This is a genomic window from Shewanella sp. 10N.286.52.B9 (assembly GCF_002873635.1).
In the GTDB taxonomy this organism is placed as follows: Bacteria; Pseudomonadota; Gammaproteobacteria; order Enterobacterales; family Shewanellaceae; genus Shewanella.
The window spans coordinates 90,826-111,280 of the sequence record NZ_MCTY01000165.1; the positions used below are offsets into that span (position 1 = coordinate 90,826).

Genomic DNA, 20,455 nt, shown 5'->3' on the forward strand with positions numbered 1-20,455 from the left:
AGCCCAGTTATTTCTAGAACGGAGTAAGTTATGAACAACATCATTAAAATGCTCAACGAAGAGCAAATGAAAACAGATGTACCTGAATTTGGTGCTGGTGATACAGTAGTAGTTAAGGTACGTGTAGTTGAAGGCAACAAAGAACGTCTTCAAGCGTTTGAAGGTGTGGTTATCGCTAAGCGTAACCGTGGTCTTCATTCTGCATTTACAGTACGTAAAATCTCTAATGGCGAAGGTGTTGAGCGTGGTTTCCAAACGCACAGTAAACTAGTAGCTAGCATCGAAGTTAAGCGTCGCGGTCGTGTTCGTCGTGCTAAGCTTTACTACTTACGTGATCGTTCAGGTAAATCTGCACGTATCCGTGAAAAGTTGGCAACTAAGTAAGACTAGTTACCCGCTTAAAAAAATTAGATGCAGTGTTCGCACAATAGCCCGCCTTTATGGCGGGTTTTTGTGTTTTTGGAGAAAATTAAATTTAGTGGTTGATTAGTGGCTTAATCCAAGGCATAGTTAGCCCAACATTGTAATGGCGTAGCGGTACAGTGTTACTTTTTAGTAAGGTCAGTTAGTGCAGTCATGGTTTACGCGATAGCCCCAAGACAGAAATAATTTTTTAAGAAGTGAGAAATATCATGCAGCAAGATACGATTAATAACGTTCATATTAGTTCAGAGAAAGTACTGGTCACCCCAGCAGAATTAAAAAAAGCATTGCCGCTGTCTGATCACGCTTATCAGTACATTCTTGACGCACGTAAAACCGTTGCCGATATTGTCCACAAACGTGACAATCGAGTATTAATCGTTACTGGCCCATGCTCTATTCACGATATCGATGCTGCCAAAGAATACGCCCTAAAGCTTAAAAAATTACATGATGATCTCAGTGATGAGTTTTATATCTTGATGCGGGTTTACTTTGAAAAACCTCGCACGACAGTAGGTTGGAAAGGCCTTATCAACGATCCTGATATGGATGAGTCATTCGATGTTGAAAAGGGACTGAGAATGGCGCGTGAGTTGATGATTTGGCTTGCAGAGCTCGAGCTGCCGGTAGCGACTGAAGCGTTAGACCCCATTAGCCCACAATATATGTCAGAGCTGGTGACTTGGTCGGCCATTGGTGCCAGAACCACAGAGTCGCAAACTCACCGTGAAATGGCATCTGGCTTATCCATGCCAGTAGGATTTAAAAACGGCACTGACGGTAAACTTGGAGTGGCGATTAATGCACTGCAATCTGCGGCAAGCAGTCACCGCTTTATGGGCATTAACCAGCAAGGGCAAGTGTCATTACTGCAAACTGCAGGTAACCCCGATGGCCATGTGATTTTACGTGGTGGCAAAACACCTAATTATGATGCTGACAGTGTGGCAGAGTGTGAAGCGCAGTTACATCAAGCCAAATTAAATGCCAGATTGATTATTGATTGTAGTCATGGCAATTCATCAAAAGACTATACAAGACAGACACTAGTTTGCGAGGATGTATTTAAACAAATACATGCAGGTAACCGTTCAATTATTGGGGTGATGCTTGAAAGTCACTTAAATGAAGGTAATCAATCCAGTAATAAGCCTCTGTCAGAACTGGCTTATGGGGTATCGGTAACCGATTCTTGTATAAATTGGCAAACTACTGAGACATTGTTGCGTAGCAATGCTAATTTACTTAAAACAGTATTACCTAATCGATTCGCAGCATAAACGCGGCGATGGATGGATTTAAGCGATGAATGAAAAAACCACTTTAGATTTAGACAATTTGCGTGAGCTCATTGACGGCGTTGATCAGCAACTACTGCATTTATTACGTAAGCGATTAGATCTTGTTGCTCAAGTCGGGGCGGTTAAGCATGCTGCTGGTGTGCCGATTTACGCACCGCAGCGTGAAGCATCAATGTTGGCGAAACGTCGTAAAGAAGCCAGTGAGATGGATGTTTCACCGCAACTTATTGAAGATATTTTACGTCGTTTAATGCGTGAGTCCTATTTGAATGAAAAAGATGTCGGATTTAAGCAAGTAAAAACGGATCTTGGTCATATAGTCATTGTTGGTGGTGAAGGCCAACTTGGTGGTTTATTTAGTCAAATGCTGACGCTGTCTGGCTATACTGTAAAAAGCCTTGATAAAAACGACTGGCATCGCGCAGACGAGTTATTTGATGGCGCTGGCATGGTGATCGTTACCGTGCCAATTAATGTCACTTGCGAGGTGATCAGCAATCAATTAAACAATTTAGCTGATGATTGTATTCTTGCTGATTTGACCTCAATTAAAACTGAGCCTTTAAATGCCATGCTTGCCGCTCACAATGGCCCTGTAGTGGGTTTACACCCAATGTTTGGCCCTGATGTGGGCAGTTTAGCAAAACAGGTTGTGGTGGTGTGTGATGGCCGTGAACCCCAAGCTTATCAATGGTTGCTCGATCAAATTATTATTTGGGGTGCACGCATTGTTAACGAAGATGCACAAAAGCATGATAAAGCCATGCAACTAGTGCAAGCCATGCGTCACTTTTCAACTTTTGTTTATGGTTTGAACTTATGTAAAGAGCAGGCCGATATTGAGACGCTTTTACAATTTAGTTCGCCTATTTATCGTTTAGAGTTGGCTATGGTGGGGCGTTTGTTTGCTCAAGATCCAAAGCTGTATGCTGATATTATTTTTGCCCAAGAAGGTAGCCAAGTCGCCATTAGTGATTATCTCGATAACTATGGTCAAGCGCTTCAACTACTTAAGACCGGCAATCGAGATGAATTCGTGTCTCAATTTGAGCAAGTTGCAAAATGGTTTGGGGATTTTGCGCCACAATTTCAGCAAGAAAGCCGCGCTATGCTACAGTCTGTCAATGATATGAAGACCAATTAAGCCGAGTTAACGCTGAATAATATTGCGAAATCATCAAACAGGGATTAAGGTTAAAGGGAGCTGCTTTTAAGTAGCTCTTTTTTTCGGACTAATAGGAGTGATAATCTAATGACAAATACTGAGGTTTACACCGCAGAAGATTTATCGCTTGGGCATTTTTTATATGCACTAATGAGCGCCTTTCCACTCTTTTTTTTACCAGTGTTTTTTAGTTTATTAATTAATATTTCCCAAAATCGTATTCCAGCAAGCTCTTTGCTGGGCTCTCATTTAAGATGGCAACGTAATAGCATGACAGGTTTGATGCCATTATTGATCTTAGGCTATTTTACTCCTCAATTATGGCTTAGTGTCCCGATATTTGTATTAGCTTTAGGCTGGTTTAGTTATCGTATTTTTAAAGGATGGCTTGGGTTAAATGATAATGTCAGCATGTATTAATTGTTGATTAACCAATAAAAAACCGAACTTAAAGTTCGGTTTTTTATTGGGCTAAAAGCAACCGCATGGTTTGGATAAATGATGCGGTTGGTTGCTGGTTTTATTGATGAAGCTCGTGTAGCAAGTGATGTTGGTCATCTGCCTCTGCCAGTTGTTGCTCATTCAGAATCAGCCCGTTGGCCTGTAGTTGCTTAACCGCTATGGCTTGCTGATGTAAAAGTGGGCTGTTAACCGCGTAACTGGTATTAACAATAACTGGCAAGTGGCATTGATGCTTTATTGCAATTAATCCGGCTAAATCCAATGACAGTTGCTCAGGATTAGTAAAGCTTCTAATGCCTGCTTCAACCAAGATCAGTTGTTGATTACCCGTGGTTAAAACTCTATCTGCAGCAGTAAGCCAGTCAGAGGTACTTGCCATAGTATTGCGCTCAAGCAATACCGGTTTACTGATAGCGCCAGCTGCATCTAACAGTTCTTTATCAAACATCGCCTTACCGGCAAGATAAACCATATCGGCCGACTTTACTGCGATATCGAAGCTGCTTACTGAGTCAACTTCAATGGCACTGAACAAGCCTGCTTGCTCAACGATATGACAATAGTTTTTAAGGTTTAACGGCGATAAGTTATCTGTAGATGAAGCTTGTAGCAATACCCCTTGATAACCAGACTCTTTCACCTGCTTCACCTTAGCGGCAAATAAGTCATCGGTGTCTGTAAGGGTCATTTGTTGCAGCGCAACTAAGTCCTTTTCACCAATGGCACACTGTTTGGTTTCAATAATGGTCTGCTCTTGTCGATACAACTTCGAATGCTTAGGGGCATCAAGATTGTCACTGGCAGTTTTATTGGGGGCTTTAGAGCTATTTGGCTCAATCACTAGCTGACTACTATTAAGTTGAGTTGGTTTGACGGTTTCACAAGGGTAACAGCCCAGCACTTTTATAAAGCGTGTCAGTCTTTCTAATTCTTTTAAGGCTTGCTGCATATCATGGTTTGCAAGATTTTCATCAACATCAAGGTAGAACATTTCTTCCCACGGGGTGCCAGGGATTGGGCGAGACTCTAACTTACTCATATTAATGTTATGGGCTTTTAATACGAGTAGCGCCTCAACTAGCGCGCCGGGCTTTTGTCCTGTAGCCATAATCAAGGTGGTTTTTGCCGGCAGTTGTGACGGCACTGCTACAGCTTTGCGTGCAACCACAATAAAGCGGCTTTGATTAATTTTTTGGTTGGCTAACCCTTTTTCTGTGGCACTTAATTGATATAAGGCGCCGCCTTCAGCACTGCCAATAGCGGCAACACTGTCATCATCTGCGTCAATGACTTGCTGCATGGCTTCAGCACTGCTTGAGCAATAGGCCAGCGTTAAGTTTGGATGTTGTGATAACCACTGACTGCATTGGCTAATGGGCTGTGGGTGAGCAAATACGGTTTTGATTTGTTCTAATTCAGCATTATTTTTGGTGAGTAAGCAATGGCCCACTTCAATGGTTGTTTCTCCGACAATTGAAAGAGAGGTGTGTTGCAGCACGTCATACACTTCATTAATTGAACCCGATGAGGTATTTTCAATAGGTAAAAAACCTAAGTCAGCATGGCCGAGTTCAACTGAACTGATAATTTCATCAAAACTTTGGCAGCCTAAATCAATCATTTCTACTTGGCGGCGCTGACAAAAACGGCTGGCGGCGAGATAAGAGTATGAGCCTCTAGCACCTAGGTAGGCGATGGTCGATTGTTGTTGCTGGATTTCAGGGTTAGCACGGCCATGTAAAAAGGCTTGTTGATTCAAGACTGAATCTTCAATAATGCTTTGATAAAGTGAGATAACAAAGTGAGCATCTAAACCTTGCTCTCTACCTTGTTGAACTAAGCGTTCTAATAATTCTTTTTCCCGCTGCGTATCTCTGATGGGCCTAACATCGACTTCTTTACTTCTGGCGACATCAAGGCTTAATTCACGCCTTTTGGCTAGTAAGGCTAATAAGTCCTTATCTAGTGAGGTAATTTGTTCTCTGGTCTGACTCAATTCTGGCGCTTTTTTCATAATAGCCTCAATGACGACTGCTTAGCTGACGTGGTGTTGAACAGCGAGCATTAAATATTTAATAATAAAAAGCCCCCCAGTTGGGAGGCTCTAAATTTCATTTTCGTTTTTACACAAAAAATCGGCCTCAATATGGGGGCTGAATAAAAAAGAAAATAAAATTGCGGCTAGTGATATTTTTCATACTGTAAAATTAAAGCGCTAAGCTATCAGTGTCAATCAAATAATGATCAAGTTTGCCCATTGTTTATGGTTTGCATAAAAAAGCGCACCCGAGGGTGCGCTTTGGTTTAAGAGTAATAAAAAACATCAAGCTGCGGTTTCCTCCTTATAGACATACTCAAAATCATTATCGGTTTCAGTTGTTGGTGAAACGTGACGTTGAGCCTGGGGTTTATGAGTCAGGCGATTTAGCTGTTTTTCCAGCTTTTTACCCATTGCAGTTATTGCTGCGTAAAGGTTTTCATTTTTCGCCTGGGCGAATAGTTCTCCACTTGGCAAGCCTACTGACGCTTCTATCTTAAAGAGCTGCTTTTCCTGAGTGATAATTACATGCGGGTTAATGAGTTGTAGATCATGTCTTGCGAGTTTTTCAATTTGTCCTTCGATACGTTCAAGAATCGGTGCAGTTACTTCAAGTTGCTTGCTAGTGATTTTCAGCATATTTCGAACCTTCTGTTGTTTGCTTAAGTTCAGATTACCAAGCTCTGAAAGAAAAATCGTGATCTAAATCACGTTTTGTAGGCCTTTTTAGACTGTTTGATTCATATTTGATCGCTTAGACAATTTAGCTAAAAAACCGCTTAAAAAGTCTTGAAACTCAATCTAAATAGGCGCATATTTGAATGGATAACAACCTAGCTTACCTCCCAGTTTTGAACGATTTTTGTTCACCAACTCCATTCTATGCAGCGGTTCAACGTCATTGAAACCATGTTTGCTGCCAACGTTTATACTGCTTGTCATCACTGGCTCCAAATATCTTTCTAAGTTTGACACTCATATCCAGATTTAAGGCCGCACTTATAGGCAAAGCCCTATTTTCAGAGCTGATTAAATAAACCCAAGTCTTGTGTTTTAATCCAATAATACAGAAACATGTAAGCTGTTGATGCTAATTGCTCCACAAGTGCTAGAGTTTGCACTTGTTTGATGAAACGCTGTAATACTTAATTACTTTTCTTTACCTTAAGGGTCTATGAGTGCAAGAATTTGCTCTTTATAATCAAGCATATTAAAAGAACTAAGCTTAAGGCACATCTATGAGTATAGAACAAAAAAAAATTAAGGTATGGGATATACCCACTCGATTATTCCACTGGTTTACGGTGGCGTTGCTGATTTGTTTGTGGTGGACAGCAGATGCAGGAGAGATGGAGTGGCACCAAGTTTGTGCTTATAGCTTTTTAGTGCTGATTGTCTTTAGGTTACTGTGGGGGGTTGTAGGTAGTGATACCGCAAAATTCAAAGACTTTGTCGCTGGACCTAAAAAAGTTATTGGTTATTTACGTGAGCCGTTAAAAGAGCCTGTTGTTGGCCATAACCCTATGGGTGGTTATATGGTGATGCTAATGCTATTTGTGCTCACATTGCAGTTGCTAACGGGCCTATTCGCTACAGATGATATCTTTACCGAAGGACCGCTTTACGCCATGGTGTCTTCTGATACTGCTTCATTTATGACATGGTTACACAAAATGAACTTCAATTTTATCCTTGGGTGCATCGCATTGCATCTTTGCGCGATTACGATTTATGCCATTAAAGGACACAAGTTAGTAGGTGCGATGATTTCGGGTAAAAAAACCTTAACCCATGAGGAACATAAATTACTGAGCGCTGAGCCTAAAATGAAATCACCGTTACTTGCTTTTGGGATTGTCATGATACTTGGTTCAGGTGTCTGGGTATGGCTTATTGCACCTATCATTGCGTTTATGTGATTGAATTAATTCAAGAGACTGTCAGAAAAAAGCCCACTTCAGTGGGCTTTTTATTAGCGAGCTTAAATATGAATAGCATATTTAAGGCGCTGAATTTTTAACAATGTTTTATGGTTAGTCTTTCTTGTACATGTCATGGCAGCCTTTACAGCTTTTGCCTGTATTACCAAATGCTTGCTTGATTTGCTTTTTATCACCTGTTTGGGCTGCCAAGTCTAACTTAACCGCATTTTCTTGGAATTCGGTCATCTTAGTATCAAAGTCTGCTTTATTTGACCAGATCTTTGCTAAAGCTTCTGTATCGCCGTTATCAGAGCCTGCAATAAAACCTTCATGAGGGATTTTAGCTAGTGCCGCTAAATTAGCAGCGCGAGTTTGAAATACAGTTAATTCAAACTCTTTTTTGCCTTTCATCATTGCAGCCATATCGCCAAATTGGTAGCGGATTAAACTAAAACCTGCTTTACGATAATCGATAGCGTCATTGGCATCTTCAAAGTTATGTGCGTTGACAGTTGGAATAAGCAATGCGCTGACAGCTAAGGCCAATATTTTATTTTTCATGACAGATCTCTTTTTATTTATTGATTTATAGGTGTTTGTCACATTTTAAGCATAAATTTGAACCAAGTGCGAGTCTAGTTTTGTGTTTAATTGTAAATTTGATTTTTACAATAATTATCAGGCATATTTTGCATATATGATTTCTGTAAAAGCTGAATTGTTGCTACACTTTGTACTGTCGAGGCATTACTAAAAGAGAGCGTTATGCGAGCTAATTGGGATTCAGTTGTAGAAAAGGTACTAAGCTATCCAAATTCTGACGAATTAGGCATTTTATTTCAGTTATTAATGACAGAAGAAGAGCGTAGTGCAGTTGCTGGTAGGTTAAAGGTTTTTCAACTTTTATTGCAAGGTGAGCTAAGTCAGCGTCAAATATCTGCAGAATATCAAGTGAGCATTGCGACCATTACTCGCTGTTCAAACTATTTAAAAAATATGCCTCAGGCGCAAAAAGACAAAGTCCAGCAGCTGATACTGGACTAGTTACTTATGTCGCGCTAGCTATCTAAATTTAGCTTTAATGTTCGTTGAGGGATGCTTATGGCATCGATAGCTGATACGGCGCAGTAATATATAGCCTCCGTATGTAAAAAGCCCTATCGACAGTAACTGTGCTGAATCTTGAGGGAAAAAACGAAAGGTGATTACGGCCAAAATAATGTAAATGAATGGCATAAAGCCATATATTGAATCGGGTAGGTAACCCTCGACTCGTTTTCTTTTCTTATCCGTTCGGCGGTTTCTAGAGCGTAGGTTCCAGACATGAGCGCCGTAAAAAAAGACTAATATTGAAGCAACGACAATATAGGGTTGTTCAATGAAAGGTACGCTAGCTGCGCCGACAATCATATAGGCGTAAGGTAAGATTTCGTATAGCGGTTTAATTAACATAAGCACTCCTTCGCTTTAAATTAATTTTCAAACAGCAACAAAGGTTAACTCTATAACCTTCAAACCCAGCTGCTTTCTAGTTACCAAAGCACAGAGAAAGAAACAAAACCTGTGCCCAGCAATGCTTGTGGTTAAGTCTCACAGACAATCTATCTATGATTAATAATAACGTAAAAAAAATACGTCAACCTAAAAAAGGCTAACGTATTTAATAATTCAAACTTTAGGCTGAGTTAATCCAGTCTAAGTTATTGAATCAATGTCTAGGACAAAAATTGTTTATTAGACTTTAGTGGCAGCCACAACCGCCATTGCCATCACAACCCGGTTTGTCAGTACCACAAGCTTCATGGGCGTGCTCGCTGCCACAACCACCAGCAGCATGAATATGACCATGGGCAATTTCTTCGGCAGTTGCTTCACGTACATCCATCACTTCAACGCTGAAGTTTAATGCTTGACCAGCTAAAGGGTGGTTGCCATCAACAACGACTACAGTATCTTTTACTTCAGTAACTTGAACTGGGCGTTGACCCATTTCAGTTTCAGCAATAAAACGCATACCTGGCACGATGTCTTCGATATCGCCGAATGCTTCAAGAGGGACTTCTTGTTTTAGGCCGTCATGGTATTCACCATATGCTTGTTCAGTTGGAATATTCGCGTCAAATTTGTCACCAATAACTTTACCTTCTAGCTCAGTTTCTAAGCCTGGAATTAAGCCTTCAGTTCCGTGTAGATAAACCATAGGTTCAGCTTCAAATGAGCTTTCGATTAAACGACCTTCTTGATCGGTTAAACTGTAGTGAATAGTTACTGCTGCATGTTTTGTGATTTTCATAACGACTCCAATTCTGAATGTGGCGGCATAATACTATTGTTTTTACAAAGTCGCGATAATTTGTATCAGCTTTTGCTTATTCAATCACATGTTTTTAAATCAAGTATCTCGCTGGCTGACATTTGCTTTAAATCGTGGCGCATCCGGTTACTTATCCTTTGACAATGGATGTTTTTACCATTGTTGCTGTGACTAAATTTACGCGCAGTACACAGGTCACTGTTTTTAAATAGATTAGATGAATCATTTTCATGGTGATTTGCGCTGCCATGTTTATGAAAATGCTAATTTTAGTGCTTAGGCACTGAAATTTAATGCAAGATGACTTTTGGCGCTTTTGAATAACCATATAAAAATCATAATAATAGTAAGTCTCTGACTTGTAAGTATTTATTATTGTATATCTTTTTTGGATTACGTTTACGTAAACATACTAAAAACTTGTTTTGGAGGCGTTTTTTAGTGTGATAGCTGCGATTATTGTGATTTCAGCAGTGATTTAGCTTGTTATCAATAGAGTGCTTAAAAATAAACCACTAATTAGGGGTTGACAACCTACCTTAAAAAAAGCAATTCTGTTATCAATTCAAAACAAACACATATTAAATCGAGTGTAATGATGAAATCCGTTAACCATGTTGTAGTTACCATTATTACAACCACCACAATTAACATTGTGGGGGCGGGCTGATTACACCCTAAAGATTTATAACGACAAGCCCGCTTCCCACAAAGAAGCGGGCTTTTTGTTTTCAGATTTAAAATTAATATTTAGTGCTAGCGAGTTAAGGGAGAAGAATATGAAAGTGATGAAGTTTGGTGGAACCTCGTTAGCCAATTGGCAACGTTTTTTGATGGCAGCAGACATTATTGAACAAGCTGCAGCTGAAGAGGCTATTGCGACTGTGTTATCAGCGCCTGCAACTGTTACCAATGCCTTGTTAGAGTTAGTAAGTCTCGCACAAACCAATCAAGACTATGCAGCGGTATTAGCCCATATTGAGTCGGTTTTTAGTGGCCTTTTTAGTGACGCTGAACAAGCGTTAATTTCACCGCAGCAAAAAGCGCTACTGGATGAAAAGCTGGCGCTGCAATTAACTGACTGGAATGACAAAGTCACTGGAATAAAGCTGCTTAACGAATGCCCCGATCATGTTCAAGCGCAGGTTATCGTCTCTGGCGAGCGTTTATCGGCAGCCTTAATGGAACAAGTGATGCTAGCAAAATCACTTACCGCAGCGCAATTTGACCCAAGAAAATTATTCTTAGCCCATGGTAAGCCACTTGAATCTATTGTTGATATCAATGAAAGCAAACCGCGTTTTGCTGCGCTTTCATTAAATGAAGCACGGGTATGGATTATGCCAGGTTTTACTGCTGCTAATGAGCAAGGTAAAACAGTGACTTTAGGGCGAAATGGCTCAGATTACTCTGCAGCGGTTTTAGCAGCTTGTCTTGATGCCTCAAGCTGTGAAATTTGGACCGATGTCGATGGGGTTTATAACACGGATCCACGCGTGGTATTAGACGCTAAATTACTTGAACAACTTAGCTATCAAGAAGCTATGGAGCTTTCTTATTTTGGTGCTAAGGTGTTGCACCCTAAAACCATTGCACCGATTGCTCAGTATCACATTCCTTGCTATATCAAAAATAGTTTTAACCCATCAGCGCCTGGCACATTAGTGTCTAATCAGCCTGACAAAACAGGCTTGCAGGTCAAGGCCATTTCTAACCTTGATGAACAAACCATGTTTAACATTTCAGGTCCTGGCATGAAAGGCATGGTGGGCATGGCCAGTCGTACCCTTGAAGCGATTTCTCGCAGTGGTATTTCAGTTTCATTAATCACTCAAAGCTCGTCTGAATACAGTATTAGCTTTTGTGTTAGCTCTAATGAAGCTTATAAAGCAAAACAAGCATTAGAAGTTGAATTTGAGTTAGAAATCCAGTCTGAGTTACTCGAGCCTATCGAATTAAGACAAGATTTAGCGATTGTGTCGCTTATTGGTGATGGCATGAAAACCCATAAAGGCGCCGCTGCTAAGTTTTTCAGCGCCCTGGCTAAAGCCAGCGTTAATATTATCGCCATCGCCCAAGGCTCGTCAGAACGTTCGATTTCTACTGTAATTGAGCAACGTAAAACTAAGCATGCCATTGCCGCCTGTCATCAAGCCTTCTTTGATGTTCAGCAGTATTTAGATGTGTTTTTAGTAGGCAGTGGTAATGTGGGGGCAGGGCTATTAGAGCAAATCAAACAACAAGCCTCGATGCTTAAAGAGCAGCATATAACCATGCGAGTATGTGGTATTGCCAATTCTCGTAAAATGCTTCTGAGCAGTGCTGGGCTAGATTTAAATAATTGGCAGGCTTTATTGGCTGATAGCGATACAAGCTATGATCTCGCAGAGATGCTGGCCTGGGGTAAAGAACAGCAACTGCTAAACCCTGTTTTAGTTGATTGCACTTCAAGTGAGTTGGTTTCAGATCGTTATCTTGATGTGATGAATGCTGGCTACCATGTCGTCACCCCGAATAAGAAAGCCAACACTCGTGATTATGCTTACTACCAACAATTGCGCACAACGGCGTTATTGCAGCGCAGACAATTCTTGTATGAAACAACCGTAGGTGCTGGCCTGCCAGTGATTGATAACTTAAAGAAACTGCTATATGCCGGTGATAAGTTACAGCGATTTAATGGGATCTTATCTGGTTCATTATCTTATATATTCGGCATGTTAGATGAAGGCATGAGCTTATCAGAGGCCACCTCAATCGCTCGTGATAAGTGTTTTACAGAGCCGGATCCTCGTGAAGATTTAAGTGGTTTGGATGTGGCGCGAAAAGTACTAATTCTTGCTCGTGAAGTGGGCATGCCATTAGAACTTGATGATATTAATGTTGAATCAGTTCTGCCAAGCTCGTTTGATGATTCAGGCGATGTAGACACCTTTATGAATCGTTTACCACAACTTGATGCGCAAGTCAGTGCGCGAGTTGAATCGGCAAAAGCGCAAGGTAAAGTACTGCGTTATGTGGGTCAGATTGAAGCAGGTAAGTGTCATGTACGTATTGTAGAGGTTGATTCATCAGATCCGTTATACAGCGTAAAAGGCGGCGAGAATGCACTGGCATTTTACAGCCGTTATTATCAGCCTATTCCATTTGTATTACGCGGTTATGGTGCGGGTACTGATGTGACTGCAGCTGGCGCGTTTGCGGATGTATTAAGAACTTTAAACTGGACTCGCGAGGTGGGGCTATGAGCAAACAAGTCACTTCGGATAAAGCGATAACTGTTTATGCTCCTGCTTCAATGGGTAATGTCGGTGTTGGATTTGATCTACTCGGCGCTGCGCTTGCGCCAATTGATGGCAGTTTACTGGGTGATAGAGTGATGATTGAAGCGGCTGATGCTGGTGTTCATTATTCTCAAACGGGTCCATGGGCGCATAAGTTACCAGAAGATGGTAAACAGAATATCGTCTATCAATGTGCTGTGTTTTTTCTTGAAAAACTTAATGCTAAACAAGGTGTGGCTATTTGTTTAGAGAAAAATTTACCAGTTGGCAGTGGGCTTGGTTCTAGTGCAAGCTCTGTGGTTGCAGCACTTTATGCATTAAATGAGCATTTTGAGCAGCCTTTTGATGAACAAGCATTATTGCTTTTAATGGGCGAGTTTGAAGGAATGATTTCAGGCAGTGTTCATTTTGATAATGTTGCCCCTTGTTATTTAGGCGGCATGCAGTTGATGCTAAATACTCCCAATAAGGTGTGCGCTGGTATTCCTACGTTTAAGCAATGGTATTGGGTGGTGGCCTATCCGGGGATCTCACTGTCAACGGCCAAGATGCGCGACTTATTACCACAGCAATACGATAAAGCGGTAGCCATCGATTTTGGCCGTCATTTAAGTGCATTTGTGCATGCAAGCTATCAGCAAGATCCAAAGCTTGCTATTAGCGTTTTAAAGGATGTGATGGCTGAGCCTTATCGAGCCGATGCGATTCCGGGTTATAGCCATGCGCGCGCAGAACTTGAAACGTTAGGCATGTTAACCACCGGCATATCAGGAAGTGGCCCAACGCTGTTTTCTGTAACCGATAATCTAGAAACTGCTAAAGCTGCTAAAGCATGGTTAGAGCAGCATTATTTATCACAGGCTGGTGGGTTTGCCCATGTCTGTCAACTTGATGAGCAAGGTACGCGTCGAGTTTAGTCACCACATTTTAATTTTAAAGGCGTTTAGAAATGGAATTATATAATTTAAAGCACCCATCACAAGTGGTCAGTTTTAGTGAAGCGGTAAAATTAGGTTTAGGTAAAGATAGAGGGCTTTTTTTTCCAAAATCTATTCCTGTGCTTGATAATATCGATGAGCTACTCGCGTTACCTTTTGTTGCAAGAAGTCAGCGTATTTTAGGGGCTTGGCTTGCTGATGAAATTGGTCAAGATAAAGTTAATGAGTTAGTTAATGCAGCATTCACTTTTGATGTGCCTTTAGTGAAAGCTGATGATAAACGTGCGTGTTTAGAGTTATTTCATGGGCCTACATTGGCATTTAAAGACTTTGGCGCGCGCTTTATGGCGCAATGCGTTAATTTATTAGCAGGAGATGAAAAGCTCACTATTTTGACGGCGACCTCAGGGGATACTGGCGCGGCGGTGGCAGATGCTTTCTTTGGCCTTGACGCTGTACAAGTGGTGGTGATGTACCCCAAAGGAAAAATCAGTGAGCTGCAAGAGAAGATGTTCACGACTCTAGGTAAGAATATTCATACTGTCGCTGTTGCGTCAGATTTTGATGCTTGCCAAACACTGGTTAAGCAGGCATTTGATGATAGTGATGTTCGTGATGGGCTGCACTTAAACTCGGCTAATTCAATCAATATTAGTCGGTTATTGGCGCAAATTTGTTACTACTTTGAAGCGGTAGCTCAAATGAAGCAAACCAGCAATGCTGAGATTGTGCTGTCAGTGCCTAGCGGTAACTTTGGTAATTTAACCGCAGGTTTATTTGCCAAGGCGATGGGCTTACCTATTAAGCGCTTTATTGCGGCGACTAACTCAAACGATACTGTGCCACGTTACCTTGCTGCAGGTGATTGGGCGCCAAATACTACCGTTGCGACTATGTCTAATGCGATGGATGTGTCCGAGCCATCAAACTGGCCAAGAGTCGAAGCCATTTGTGAGGCGTTAAATTGGCCGTTATCGTCTATTACAGGGGTGGCGCTTAATGAAGCGCAAACCACTGCGGCGTTAAAAGAGTTATATCAGCTGGGTTATCAATCTGAGCCTCATGCCGCAATTGCCGCACAAGCTTTATCTGATGAGCTTAAAAGTGGTGAAACCGGTATTTTCTTAGGAACGGCGCATCCAGCGAAATTTAAAGATGTGGTCGATGTGCAATTACAAATCGATTTACCATTACCCCAAGAGCTTGAAGCTGTAGTGAATAAGCCGATTTTATCTGCAGAACTGAGCGCTGATTTTACCAAGCTGAAAGAGCACTTATTTAACATTCTTAAATAATAAAGCTTTAATATCAGCTTACTAAAGCACCTTAGGGTGCTTTTTTGTTATTTAAACTCATCTGAATGTTTCAGGTTTGTATTTTATGATCTCGGTCATAACATCTGCGCAATCCATAGTGTAGATTAATAATACTAGAGGTTTAAACTTTTTAGACATGAAGGAATTGTGGTAATGGAGAAGATGATACTTAAAAGGCTAATGAATGATCACAAACACATAGCCATATTATTGAATATTCTAGCCAAGAAAAATCACAAACTTTCTCAGGGCGAATCAGTTAATTTTGCGCTTATTCGTGATGTCGTCGAATATATGCAGGTTTATGCTGAGCATAGTCACCATCCGGTAGAAGATATTACTTTTGATTACTTTATTAAGCACTTTCCTAGCCCTAGTACGACCAGGCTTCATGATGAACATAGCAGTCTAGCAGAGTCATCTGGTGCATTGATGTATAGTCTGAATTTGATACTTTCAGATGTGGTGATTTCCCGAGAAAAGTTGGTTTCCGACTTAAAAGCGTATGTTGAAATCCAAACGGCTCATATGCAATATGAAGAAAAAGAGCTATTTCCTCTGTTTGCTAAGCACATGCAGGGCAGTGATTGGGATAAAATATGGCAACAATGTGAGCAGCGTTTAGTTGATGATCCGTTATTTAACGATAGTGATGATAATATCTTTGAAGAGCTTAAAGAGCATATTGCTGAAGTTGAACCACAGTAGCTGACTCTGTGTTATCTCGCTTAAAGGATTAATGATAACGAGTTACAGTTAAAAGCATTGCAATTAAAAAGAGCGCTATAAGCGCTCTTTTTATATATAGACCTTTGAATAACTATTCAGTTAGTTATCTTGCTTACAATGGCATCGCATCGAAATCAAAATCGAAACTTGTGTCAATGTCTTGAAGTTCCTTAAGTAAGCGCTGTTTATCCTTTAACGCTTCTATTTCTCGCCATTTACGTTTTTTATTTGAGCTTTTTGAGCGAGTTGGTCTTTCAACAACTTGGTCTAGCGCACCACCATAGTCTAAACGATCCATGGTAAACCTCCCTTGTTATTATGATGTCTCTATTCAAATAAATATCATATTCCGTCACTATAGTGCAATAGTTATGTTTCAATATTGTTAATGGAAGGTGATGTTTAAGTGATGTTCAAGTGGTGTTTTGCTGGCGTATTTAGAGGCTTGTGCTATGAGGAAATGAAAGTGTATATAAAAAAGCCAGCTTTAGCTGGCTTTTTTAGTGTTTAAATCTGACCTTGACGGTATAAATTAATTAATGAATTACTGGAGCTATCAAGCTCTGTGGCATCATTTTTGGCGCCGATGCGGTCTAGGACATCGTTGCCAAGGACTTTACCTAATTCCACCCCCCATTGATCAAAAGAGTTAATTTGCCAAATAGCGCCTTGAACAAACGTGCGGTGTTCATATAAGGCAATTAACGAACCTAAGGTCGTTGGAGTTAGCTTATCCATTAATAAGGTATTACTTGGCTTATTACCTGCCATTGTCTTGTGCTTAGCAATAAGGGCTTTATCAGCATCAGGCGTATCTTTGCCTGCCAATTCCGCTAAAGCTTCTTCATAAGTGCGACCTTGCATCAATGCTTGGGTTTGGCCAAAGCAGTTTGAAGCAAGCTGGTTATGATGTTCACCTAATGGATTGTGACTTTGCAGTGGCATAATAAAGTCAGCTGGGATAAGTGCTGTACCTTGATGTAACAACTGGTGATATGCATGCTGACCATTGGTGCCTTCACCACCCCAGATCACTGGGCCGGTATTGAAATCTACCTGAGTTCCATCAAGCATGACCGACTTACCATTACTTTCCATATCAAGTTGCTGGAAGTAAGCGGGTAAACCACGTAAATAATGATCATAGGTCAAAACTACATGGGATTGTGCATCATGAAAATTGCTATAAAGCACTGACAACATGCCCATAATCACAGGCATATTTTGTTCAAGTGGCGCTTGGGCAAAATGTTGATCCATTTGCTTGGCACCATCAAGCAGTTGCTTGAAGTTATCCATACCCACTAATAACGCTATGGGTAAGCCAATGGCTGACCATAATGAATAACGTCCACCCACCCAATCCCACATCGGGAAAATATTGTCAGCATCAATACCAAACTCAGTCGCTTTAGCAACGTTTGATGTTACTGCGACAAAGTGCTTGGCGACATCGGCTTGGCTACCACCTTGCTCGAGGAACCAGTCTTTAGCGCTTAGGGTATTGGTCAGTGTTTCTTGGGTGCCAAATGACTTCGATGACATGACAAATAAGGTTGTTTCAGCATCTAAGTTTTTAAGCTTCTCACAGATAGAGCTTGCGTCAACGTTAGCCACAAAATGGCAATTAAGGCCTTTTTGCCAATAAGGCCTTAATGCTTGAGAGACAATTTTAGGGCCAAGGAAAGAGCCACCAATGCCAATACTGACAATATCAGTAATGGTTTTGCCGGTGTAACCTTTCCATTCACCTTGAGATACAGACGCCACAAACTGAGTCATCTTTGCTAGTGTTTGCTGCACTTCAGGGACGATATTCGCCCCTTCAGCCATAATTACTTGCTCAGGATTACTCCTCAGCGCTGTGTGTAATACTGCACGGCCTTCGGTGTTATTGATAATATCGCCATTAAACATGGCAGAAATTTTAGCTGATAACTGGGTTTCTTCAGCTAATGCAAACAATAATCCTAAGCCTTCCTTATCGATACGGTTTTTAGAATAATCTAATAATAAACCGCAGCTTTTGAGGCTCATCTTCTCAAAACGTTTAGGGTCATTAGCAAATAGCTCCCGCATATGGGGAAGCGCTGCTGTATTTTTCTTTAGCTGCTGCCAAGTATTACTCTGAGTTAAATTAGTCATGCAAATCACTCCGTTGATTAGCTAAGTTTTGCGTTTAGCATAACCTCAAGTTTACCTTGGTCGATGGCAAAGTTGCGAATGCCTTCAGCAAGTTTATCAACAGCCATTGGGTCTTGGTTATATTCCCAACGGAACTGTGCTTCGGTTAATGGTGCTGGCGCGGCAACCGTTGTTGTTGCAGGTTTTAGCTTTTGGCTAATAACAGTATCGCTATTGGCTAACTCTTCTAATAGCGCAGGGCCTATCGTTAGGCGGTCACAGCCCGCAAGCTCGATAATTTCGCCAGTGTTACGGAAACTTGCACCCATTACCACAGTGTTATAGCCGTGAAGCTTATAGTAGTTATAGATATCGGTTACTGATACCACACCAGGATCGGTTTCAGCGGTGTAATCAAGACCTGTGTCTTTCTTATACCAATCTAAAATACGACCAACAAATGGCGAAATAAGGTAAACACCTGCTTCAGCACAAGCTCGGGCTTGAGCAAAGCTAAATAATAGCGTTAGGTTACAGTTGATGCCTTGTTGCTCAAGCTCTTTTGCTGCGCAGATCCCTTCCCAAGTAGATGCTAACTTGATCAGAATGCGAGATTTATCAATACCGGCTGCTTGATATAGGTTAATTAGCTTATGGGCTTTTTCGATAGAGCCTGCTTTATCAAAAGAAAGTCTGGCATCGACTTCTGTTGAGATGCGGCCTGGAACAATCTTAAGAATTTCTACACCGATGTTGACGGCTAATTTATCACCTGCGTCTTCAACTTGCTGAGCTGTGTCATTTGACTGCTGTTTTGCCCAAGCAATAGCATCATCAATTAATGGGGCATATTCAGGAATTTGCGCCGCTTTTAAAATTAGAGAAGGGTTGGTGGTTGCGTCTTCTGGTTGGTAGCGTTTAATTGCTTCAATGTCGCCGGTATCAGCAACGATTGTGGTTAGTGCTTTTAGTTGAGCTAACGTGTTCGCCATGGAAATTTCCCTCTCAAGTAACAAAGTTATTTTGTTCAATACAGTTATTAAATGCGATCTTACTGTATTTTCCAACAACATTTGTAAAAAAATAACGCAAATAAACGTGAAATGAGCTCATAAGCAACTAATTGTGTAATTTAATGCCTGATTTATTAGTTGTTTAAGTTGTTTTTATCGTTGAAATAAAAGTGTTACCGATAACATCTCTTTATTGGTAAGGGTTTTTATTTTTTAGCTGATGGCTACAAAAACAAAAAAGTCGCTGCAAGCAGCGACTTTTTATTACCAGCTTAATTAGTTGATTATTTTAGAACCGCACGTTTTTCTGTGCCGGTTACGATAGCTTCAATACGACGATTTTGCTTATGGGCTTCAGCGGTATTGCCTTCCATAATAGGTTTAGTAATACCATAGCCAATAGCTTGAATACGACTTGCTTCAATATCATATTTAGCTGCTAAAGCTTCAGCGACTGATTTAGCACGACTCTCAGAAAGGGTCATATTATATGCAGGCTTGCCAACATTAGAAGCGTGACCTTCGATTGATACGGTATGCTCAGGATTTTTCTTCAAGTAATTAGCTAATTTTTCAATGTCAGCATAAGAAGCTGACTTAATAACAGAAGAGTTGTTATCAAATAAAATACCACCTAAGTCATGATTGTCTGTTACAAATTCGTAGACAGTACAACCATTGGCATCAACTTTGTGAGTTGCTGGTGTATCTGGACAGCTATCTTGATCATCCATTACGCCATCGTTGTCGGAATCAATTGGTGCAACAGCAGCTGCAACAACAGGGGCTGCTGCTTTAGCTTTACCAAAGCGGTAGCTTAATTCTAAGCCCCAATAGTTACTTTCCATTTCAAGGGTATTATATTTATCATCGTCTAAGTTTTCGTAGCGACGATATTTAGCCTGCAGCTTTAAGTTTTCGGTAAAATTATAACCGATACCAGCACCGATATAGGGCGCAATACCGCTGTCACTGTAATACTCAGTGCCATAATTTTTTATGTTCTTTAAAAGGTAGTTCATTCCGCCAGCCTCAGCAGACAAACTCCACTTGTCAGCGAAAGGATAAAAACCGACTAAACCTAATGCCATGCCTCTAGCGCCGACATCATTACGTTTATTACTGAAATCTGTCCATTGAATACGACCTAAGTCTCTATAACCGAGTTCAATACCAAAATAGTCATTAAATAAGTAACCACCGAAGACATCCCAAGCATAAGGGTCATCATCTTCACATTGGGTCATTGTTTTAAGGTCGCAATGTGGTTCGTAATTATTAATCCCTAAACCACCACCGACATACCATGGCGTTAACTCTTGTTCTGCGACAGCGGCAAAAGGCAACATTGAGGTGAGTAATACTACTTTTAAGGTGTTTTTCATCATATATAGTCCATTGTTATTTTATGTCACCAAAACAC

The 20,455-nt window shown here is 40.8% G+C and carries 19 protein-coding genes and 1 other annotated feature; of the genes, 10 read left to right on the forward strand and 9 right to left on the reverse strand.

The genetic code is table 11. The features are described from left to right. Nucleotides 1-30: 30 nt before the first annotated feature. From rplS to BCU91_RS10115, 4 genes are all read left to right on the forward strand, one after another. Complete coding sequence (gene rplS / locus BCU91_RS10100) at nucleotides 31-384, forward strand: 50S ribosomal protein L19 (protein ID WP_076542580.1); 354 nt, start codon at nucleotides 31-33, stop codon at nucleotides 382-384. A gap of 248 nt (nucleotides 385-632) precedes the next feature. Then, nucleotides 633-1,706: a 3-deoxy-7-phosphoheptulonate synthase gene (locus BCU91_RS10105; protein ID WP_076542582.1), complete on the forward strand. Its 1,074-nt coding sequence runs from the start codon at nucleotides 633-635 to the stop codon at nucleotides 1,704-1,706. 25 nt (nucleotides 1,707-1,731) lie between these two features. Next, nucleotides 1,732-2,871 (forward strand): bifunctional chorismate mutase/prephenate dehydrogenase, encoded by a 1,140-nt coding sequence (gene tyrA / locus BCU91_RS10110; RefSeq protein WP_102439223.1) that lies wholly within the window; start codon nucleotides 1,732-1,734, stop codon nucleotides 2,869-2,871. Nucleotides 2,872-2,979: 108 nt separating this feature from the next. Beyond that, a complete protein-coding gene (locus tag BCU91_RS10115) occupies nucleotides 2,980-3,312 on the forward strand; it encodes a hypothetical protein (RefSeq protein ID WP_102439222.1) in 333 nt (110 codons plus the stop codon). 100 nt (nucleotides 3,313-3,412) lie between these two features. Here BCU91_RS10115 and pheA read toward each other — a convergent pair whose 3' ends face one another. Continuing rightward, nucleotides 3,413-5,368 carry a prephenate dehydratase gene (pheA, locus tag BCU91_RS10120; RefSeq protein WP_102531399.1) on the reverse strand — a complete coding sequence of 652 codons (1,956 nt, stop codon included), beginning with the start codon at nucleotides 5,366-5,368 and terminating at the stop codon, nucleotides 3,413-3,415. 62 nt (nucleotides 5,369-5,430) lie between these two features. Continuing rightward, nucleotides 5,431-5,546: a sequence feature (Phe leader region), on the reverse strand. Between the two features lie 131 nt (nucleotides 5,547-5,677). Continuing rightward, nucleotides 5,678-6,031 carry a ribosome-associated translation inhibitor RaiA gene (raiA, locus tag BCU91_RS10125; RefSeq protein WP_102439283.1) on the reverse strand — a complete coding sequence of 118 codons (354 nt, stop codon included), beginning with the start codon at nucleotides 6,029-6,031 and terminating at the stop codon, nucleotides 5,678-5,680. A gap of 599 nt (nucleotides 6,032-6,630) precedes the next feature. Here raiA and BCU91_RS10130 point away from each other — a divergent pair. Further along, the gene (locus BCU91_RS10130) at nucleotides 6,631-7,311 is read left to right on the forward strand and encodes a cytochrome b/b6 domain-containing protein (RefSeq protein WP_102439220.1); all 681 of its coding nucleotides are present in this window, start codon (nucleotides 6,631-6,633) and stop codon (nucleotides 7,309-7,311) included. Nucleotides 7,312-7,425: 114 nt separating this feature from the next. Here the strand turns inward: BCU91_RS10130 and BCU91_RS10135 are convergent, their stop codons facing one another. Further along, the gene (locus tag BCU91_RS10135) at nucleotides 7,426-7,875 is read right to left on the reverse strand and encodes a cytochrome c (RefSeq protein ID WP_102439219.1); all 450 of its coding nucleotides are present in this window, start codon (nucleotides 7,873-7,875) and stop codon (nucleotides 7,426-7,428) included. 204 nt (nucleotides 7,876-8,079) lie between these two features. Here BCU91_RS10135 and trpR point away from each other — a divergent pair, with 204 nt between their 5' ends. Then, nucleotides 8,080-8,358 (forward strand): trp operon repressor, encoded by a 279-nt coding sequence (trpR, locus tag BCU91_RS10140; RefSeq protein WP_102439218.1) that lies wholly within the window; start codon nucleotides 8,080-8,082, stop codon nucleotides 8,356-8,358. A gap of 18 nt (nucleotides 8,359-8,376) precedes the next feature. Here trpR and BCU91_RS10145 read toward each other — a convergent pair whose 3' ends face one another. Next, the gene (locus BCU91_RS10145; protein ID WP_102531400.1) at nucleotides 8,377-8,766 is read right to left on the reverse strand and encodes a hypothetical protein; all 390 of its coding nucleotides are present in this window, start codon (nucleotides 8,764-8,766) and stop codon (nucleotides 8,377-8,379) included. Nucleotides 8,767-9,055: 289 nt separating this feature from the next. Continuing rightward, nucleotides 9,056-9,607, reverse strand: a complete 552-nt coding sequence (locus BCU91_RS10150; RefSeq protein ID WP_102475618.1) for a peptidylprolyl isomerase — start codon at nucleotides 9,605-9,607, stop codon at nucleotides 9,056-9,058. An 800-nt stretch (nucleotides 9,608-10,407) separates the two neighbouring features. On the opposite strand from BCU91_RS10150, the gene thrA reads away from it, so the two are divergent. From thrA to BCU91_RS10170, 4 genes are all read left to right on the forward strand, one after another. Next, nucleotides 10,408-12,876: a bifunctional aspartate kinase/homoserine dehydrogenase I gene (gene thrA, locus BCU91_RS10155; RefSeq protein ID WP_102439215.1), complete on the forward strand. Its 2,469-nt coding sequence runs from the start codon at nucleotides 10,408-10,410 to the stop codon at nucleotides 12,874-12,876. Next, nucleotides 12,873-13,829: a homoserine kinase gene (gene thrB / locus BCU91_RS10160; protein WP_102439214.1), complete on the forward strand. Its 957-nt coding sequence runs from the start codon at nucleotides 12,873-12,875 to the stop codon at nucleotides 13,827-13,829. The genes thrA and thrB overlap by 4 nt, the downstream gene beginning before the upstream one ends. A gap of 32 nt (nucleotides 13,830-13,861) precedes the next feature. Further along, the gene (thrC, locus tag BCU91_RS10165; protein WP_102531401.1) at nucleotides 13,862-15,145 is read left to right on the forward strand and encodes a threonine synthase; all 1,284 of its coding nucleotides are present in this window, start codon (nucleotides 13,862-13,864) and stop codon (nucleotides 15,143-15,145) included. Nucleotides 15,146-15,331: 186 nt separating this feature from the next. Further along, on the forward strand, nucleotides 15,332-15,874 hold the full coding sequence (locus BCU91_RS10170; RefSeq protein ID WP_102439282.1) for a hemerythrin domain-containing protein: 543 nt from the start codon (nucleotides 15,332-15,334) through the stop codon (nucleotides 15,872-15,874). Between the two features lie 133 nt (nucleotides 15,875-16,007). Here BCU91_RS10170 and BCU91_RS10175 read toward each other — a convergent pair whose 3' ends face one another. The 4 genes from BCU91_RS10175 to BCU91_RS10190 all read right to left on the reverse strand — a co-directional run bounded on the left by BCU91_RS10175 (nucleotide 16,008) and on the right by BCU91_RS10190 (nucleotide 20,420). After that, nucleotides 16,008-16,193: a DUF3545 family protein gene (locus BCU91_RS10175; protein ID WP_076542968.1), complete on the reverse strand. Its 186-nt coding sequence runs from the start codon at nucleotides 16,191-16,193 to the stop codon at nucleotides 16,008-16,010. A 209-nt stretch (nucleotides 16,194-16,402) separates the two neighbouring features. Then, the gene (gene pgi / locus BCU91_RS10180) at nucleotides 16,403-18,040 is read right to left on the reverse strand and encodes a glucose-6-phosphate isomerase (RefSeq protein WP_102531402.1); all 1,638 of its coding nucleotides are present in this window, start codon (nucleotides 18,038-18,040) and stop codon (nucleotides 16,403-16,405) included. Nucleotides 18,041-18,057: 17 nt separating this feature from the next. Continuing rightward, nucleotides 18,058-19,011: a transaldolase gene (gene tal / locus BCU91_RS10185; RefSeq protein ID WP_102475622.1), complete on the reverse strand. Its 954-nt coding sequence runs from the start codon at nucleotides 19,009-19,011 to the stop codon at nucleotides 18,058-18,060. Between the two features lie 305 nt (nucleotides 19,012-19,316). Beyond that, a complete protein-coding gene (locus tag BCU91_RS10190) occupies nucleotides 19,317-20,420 on the reverse strand; it encodes an OmpA family protein (protein ID WP_102475623.1) in 1,104 nt (367 codons plus the stop codon). Nucleotides 20,421-20,455: the final 35 nt, after the last annotated feature.

Excerpts from the sequence above, each read along its gene's own strand:
- BCU91_RS10130 (WP_102439220.1), top strand. The coding sequence starts at position 6,631 with ATGAGTATAGAACAAAAAAAAATTAAGGTATGGGATATACCCACTCGA.
- pheA (WP_102531399.1), bottom strand. The coding sequence starts at position 5,368 with ATGAAAAAAGCGCCAGAATTGAGTCAGACCAGAGAACAAATTACCTCA.
- thrC (WP_102531401.1), top strand. The coding sequence starts at position 13,862 with ATGGAATTATATAATTTAAAGCACCCATCACAAGTGGTCAGTTTTAGT.
- BCU91_RS10190 (WP_102475623.1), bottom strand. The coding sequence starts at position 20,420 with ATGATGAAAAACACCTTAAAAGTAGTATTACTCACCTCAATGTTGCCT.
- pgi (WP_102531402.1), bottom strand. The coding sequence starts at position 18,040 with ATGACTAATTTAACTCAGAGTAATACTTGGCAGCAGCTAAAGAAAAAT.
- trpR (WP_102439218.1), top strand. The coding sequence starts at position 8,080 with ATGCGAGCTAATTGGGATTCAGTTGTAGAAAAGGTACTAAGCTATCCA.
- BCU91_RS10175 (WP_076542968.1), bottom strand. The coding sequence starts at position 16,193 with ATGGATCGTTTAGACTATGGTGGTGCGCTAGACCAAGTTGTTGAAAGA.
- thrA (WP_102439215.1), top strand. The coding sequence starts at position 10,408 with ATGAAAGTGATGAAGTTTGGTGGAACCTCGTTAGCCAATTGGCAACGT.
- raiA (WP_102439283.1), bottom strand. The coding sequence starts at position 6,031 with ATGCTGAAAATCACTAGCAAGCAACTTGAAGTAACTGCACCGATTCTT.
- tyrA (WP_102439223.1), top strand. The coding sequence starts at position 1,732 with ATGAATGAAAAAACCACTTTAGATTTAGACAATTTGCGTGAGCTCATT.
- BCU91_RS10135 (WP_102439219.1), bottom strand. The coding sequence starts at position 7,875 with ATGAAAAATAAAATATTGGCCTTAGCTGTCAGCGCATTGCTTATTCCA.
- rplS (WP_076542580.1), top strand. The coding sequence starts at position 31 with ATGAACAACATCATTAAAATGCTCAACGAAGAGCAAATGAAAACAGAT.
- tal (WP_102475622.1), bottom strand. The coding sequence starts at position 19,011 with ATGGCGAACACGTTAGCTCAACTAAAAGCACTAACCACAATCGTTGCT.
- BCU91_RS10150 (WP_102475618.1), bottom strand. The coding sequence starts at position 9,607 with ATGAAAATCACAAAACATGCAGCAGTAACTATTCACTACAGTTTAACC.
- BCU91_RS10145 (WP_102531400.1), bottom strand. The coding sequence starts at position 8,766 with ATGTTAATTAAACCGCTATACGAAATCTTACCTTACGCCTATATGATT.
- BCU91_RS10115 (WP_102439222.1), top strand. The coding sequence starts at position 2,980 with ATGACAAATACTGAGGTTTACACCGCAGAAGATTTATCGCTTGGGCAT.
- thrB (WP_102439214.1), top strand. The coding sequence starts at position 12,873 with ATGAGCAAACAAGTCACTTCGGATAAAGCGATAACTGTTTATGCTCCT.
- BCU91_RS10105 (WP_076542582.1), top strand. The coding sequence starts at position 633 with ATGCAGCAAGATACGATTAATAACGTTCATATTAGTTCAGAGAAAGTA.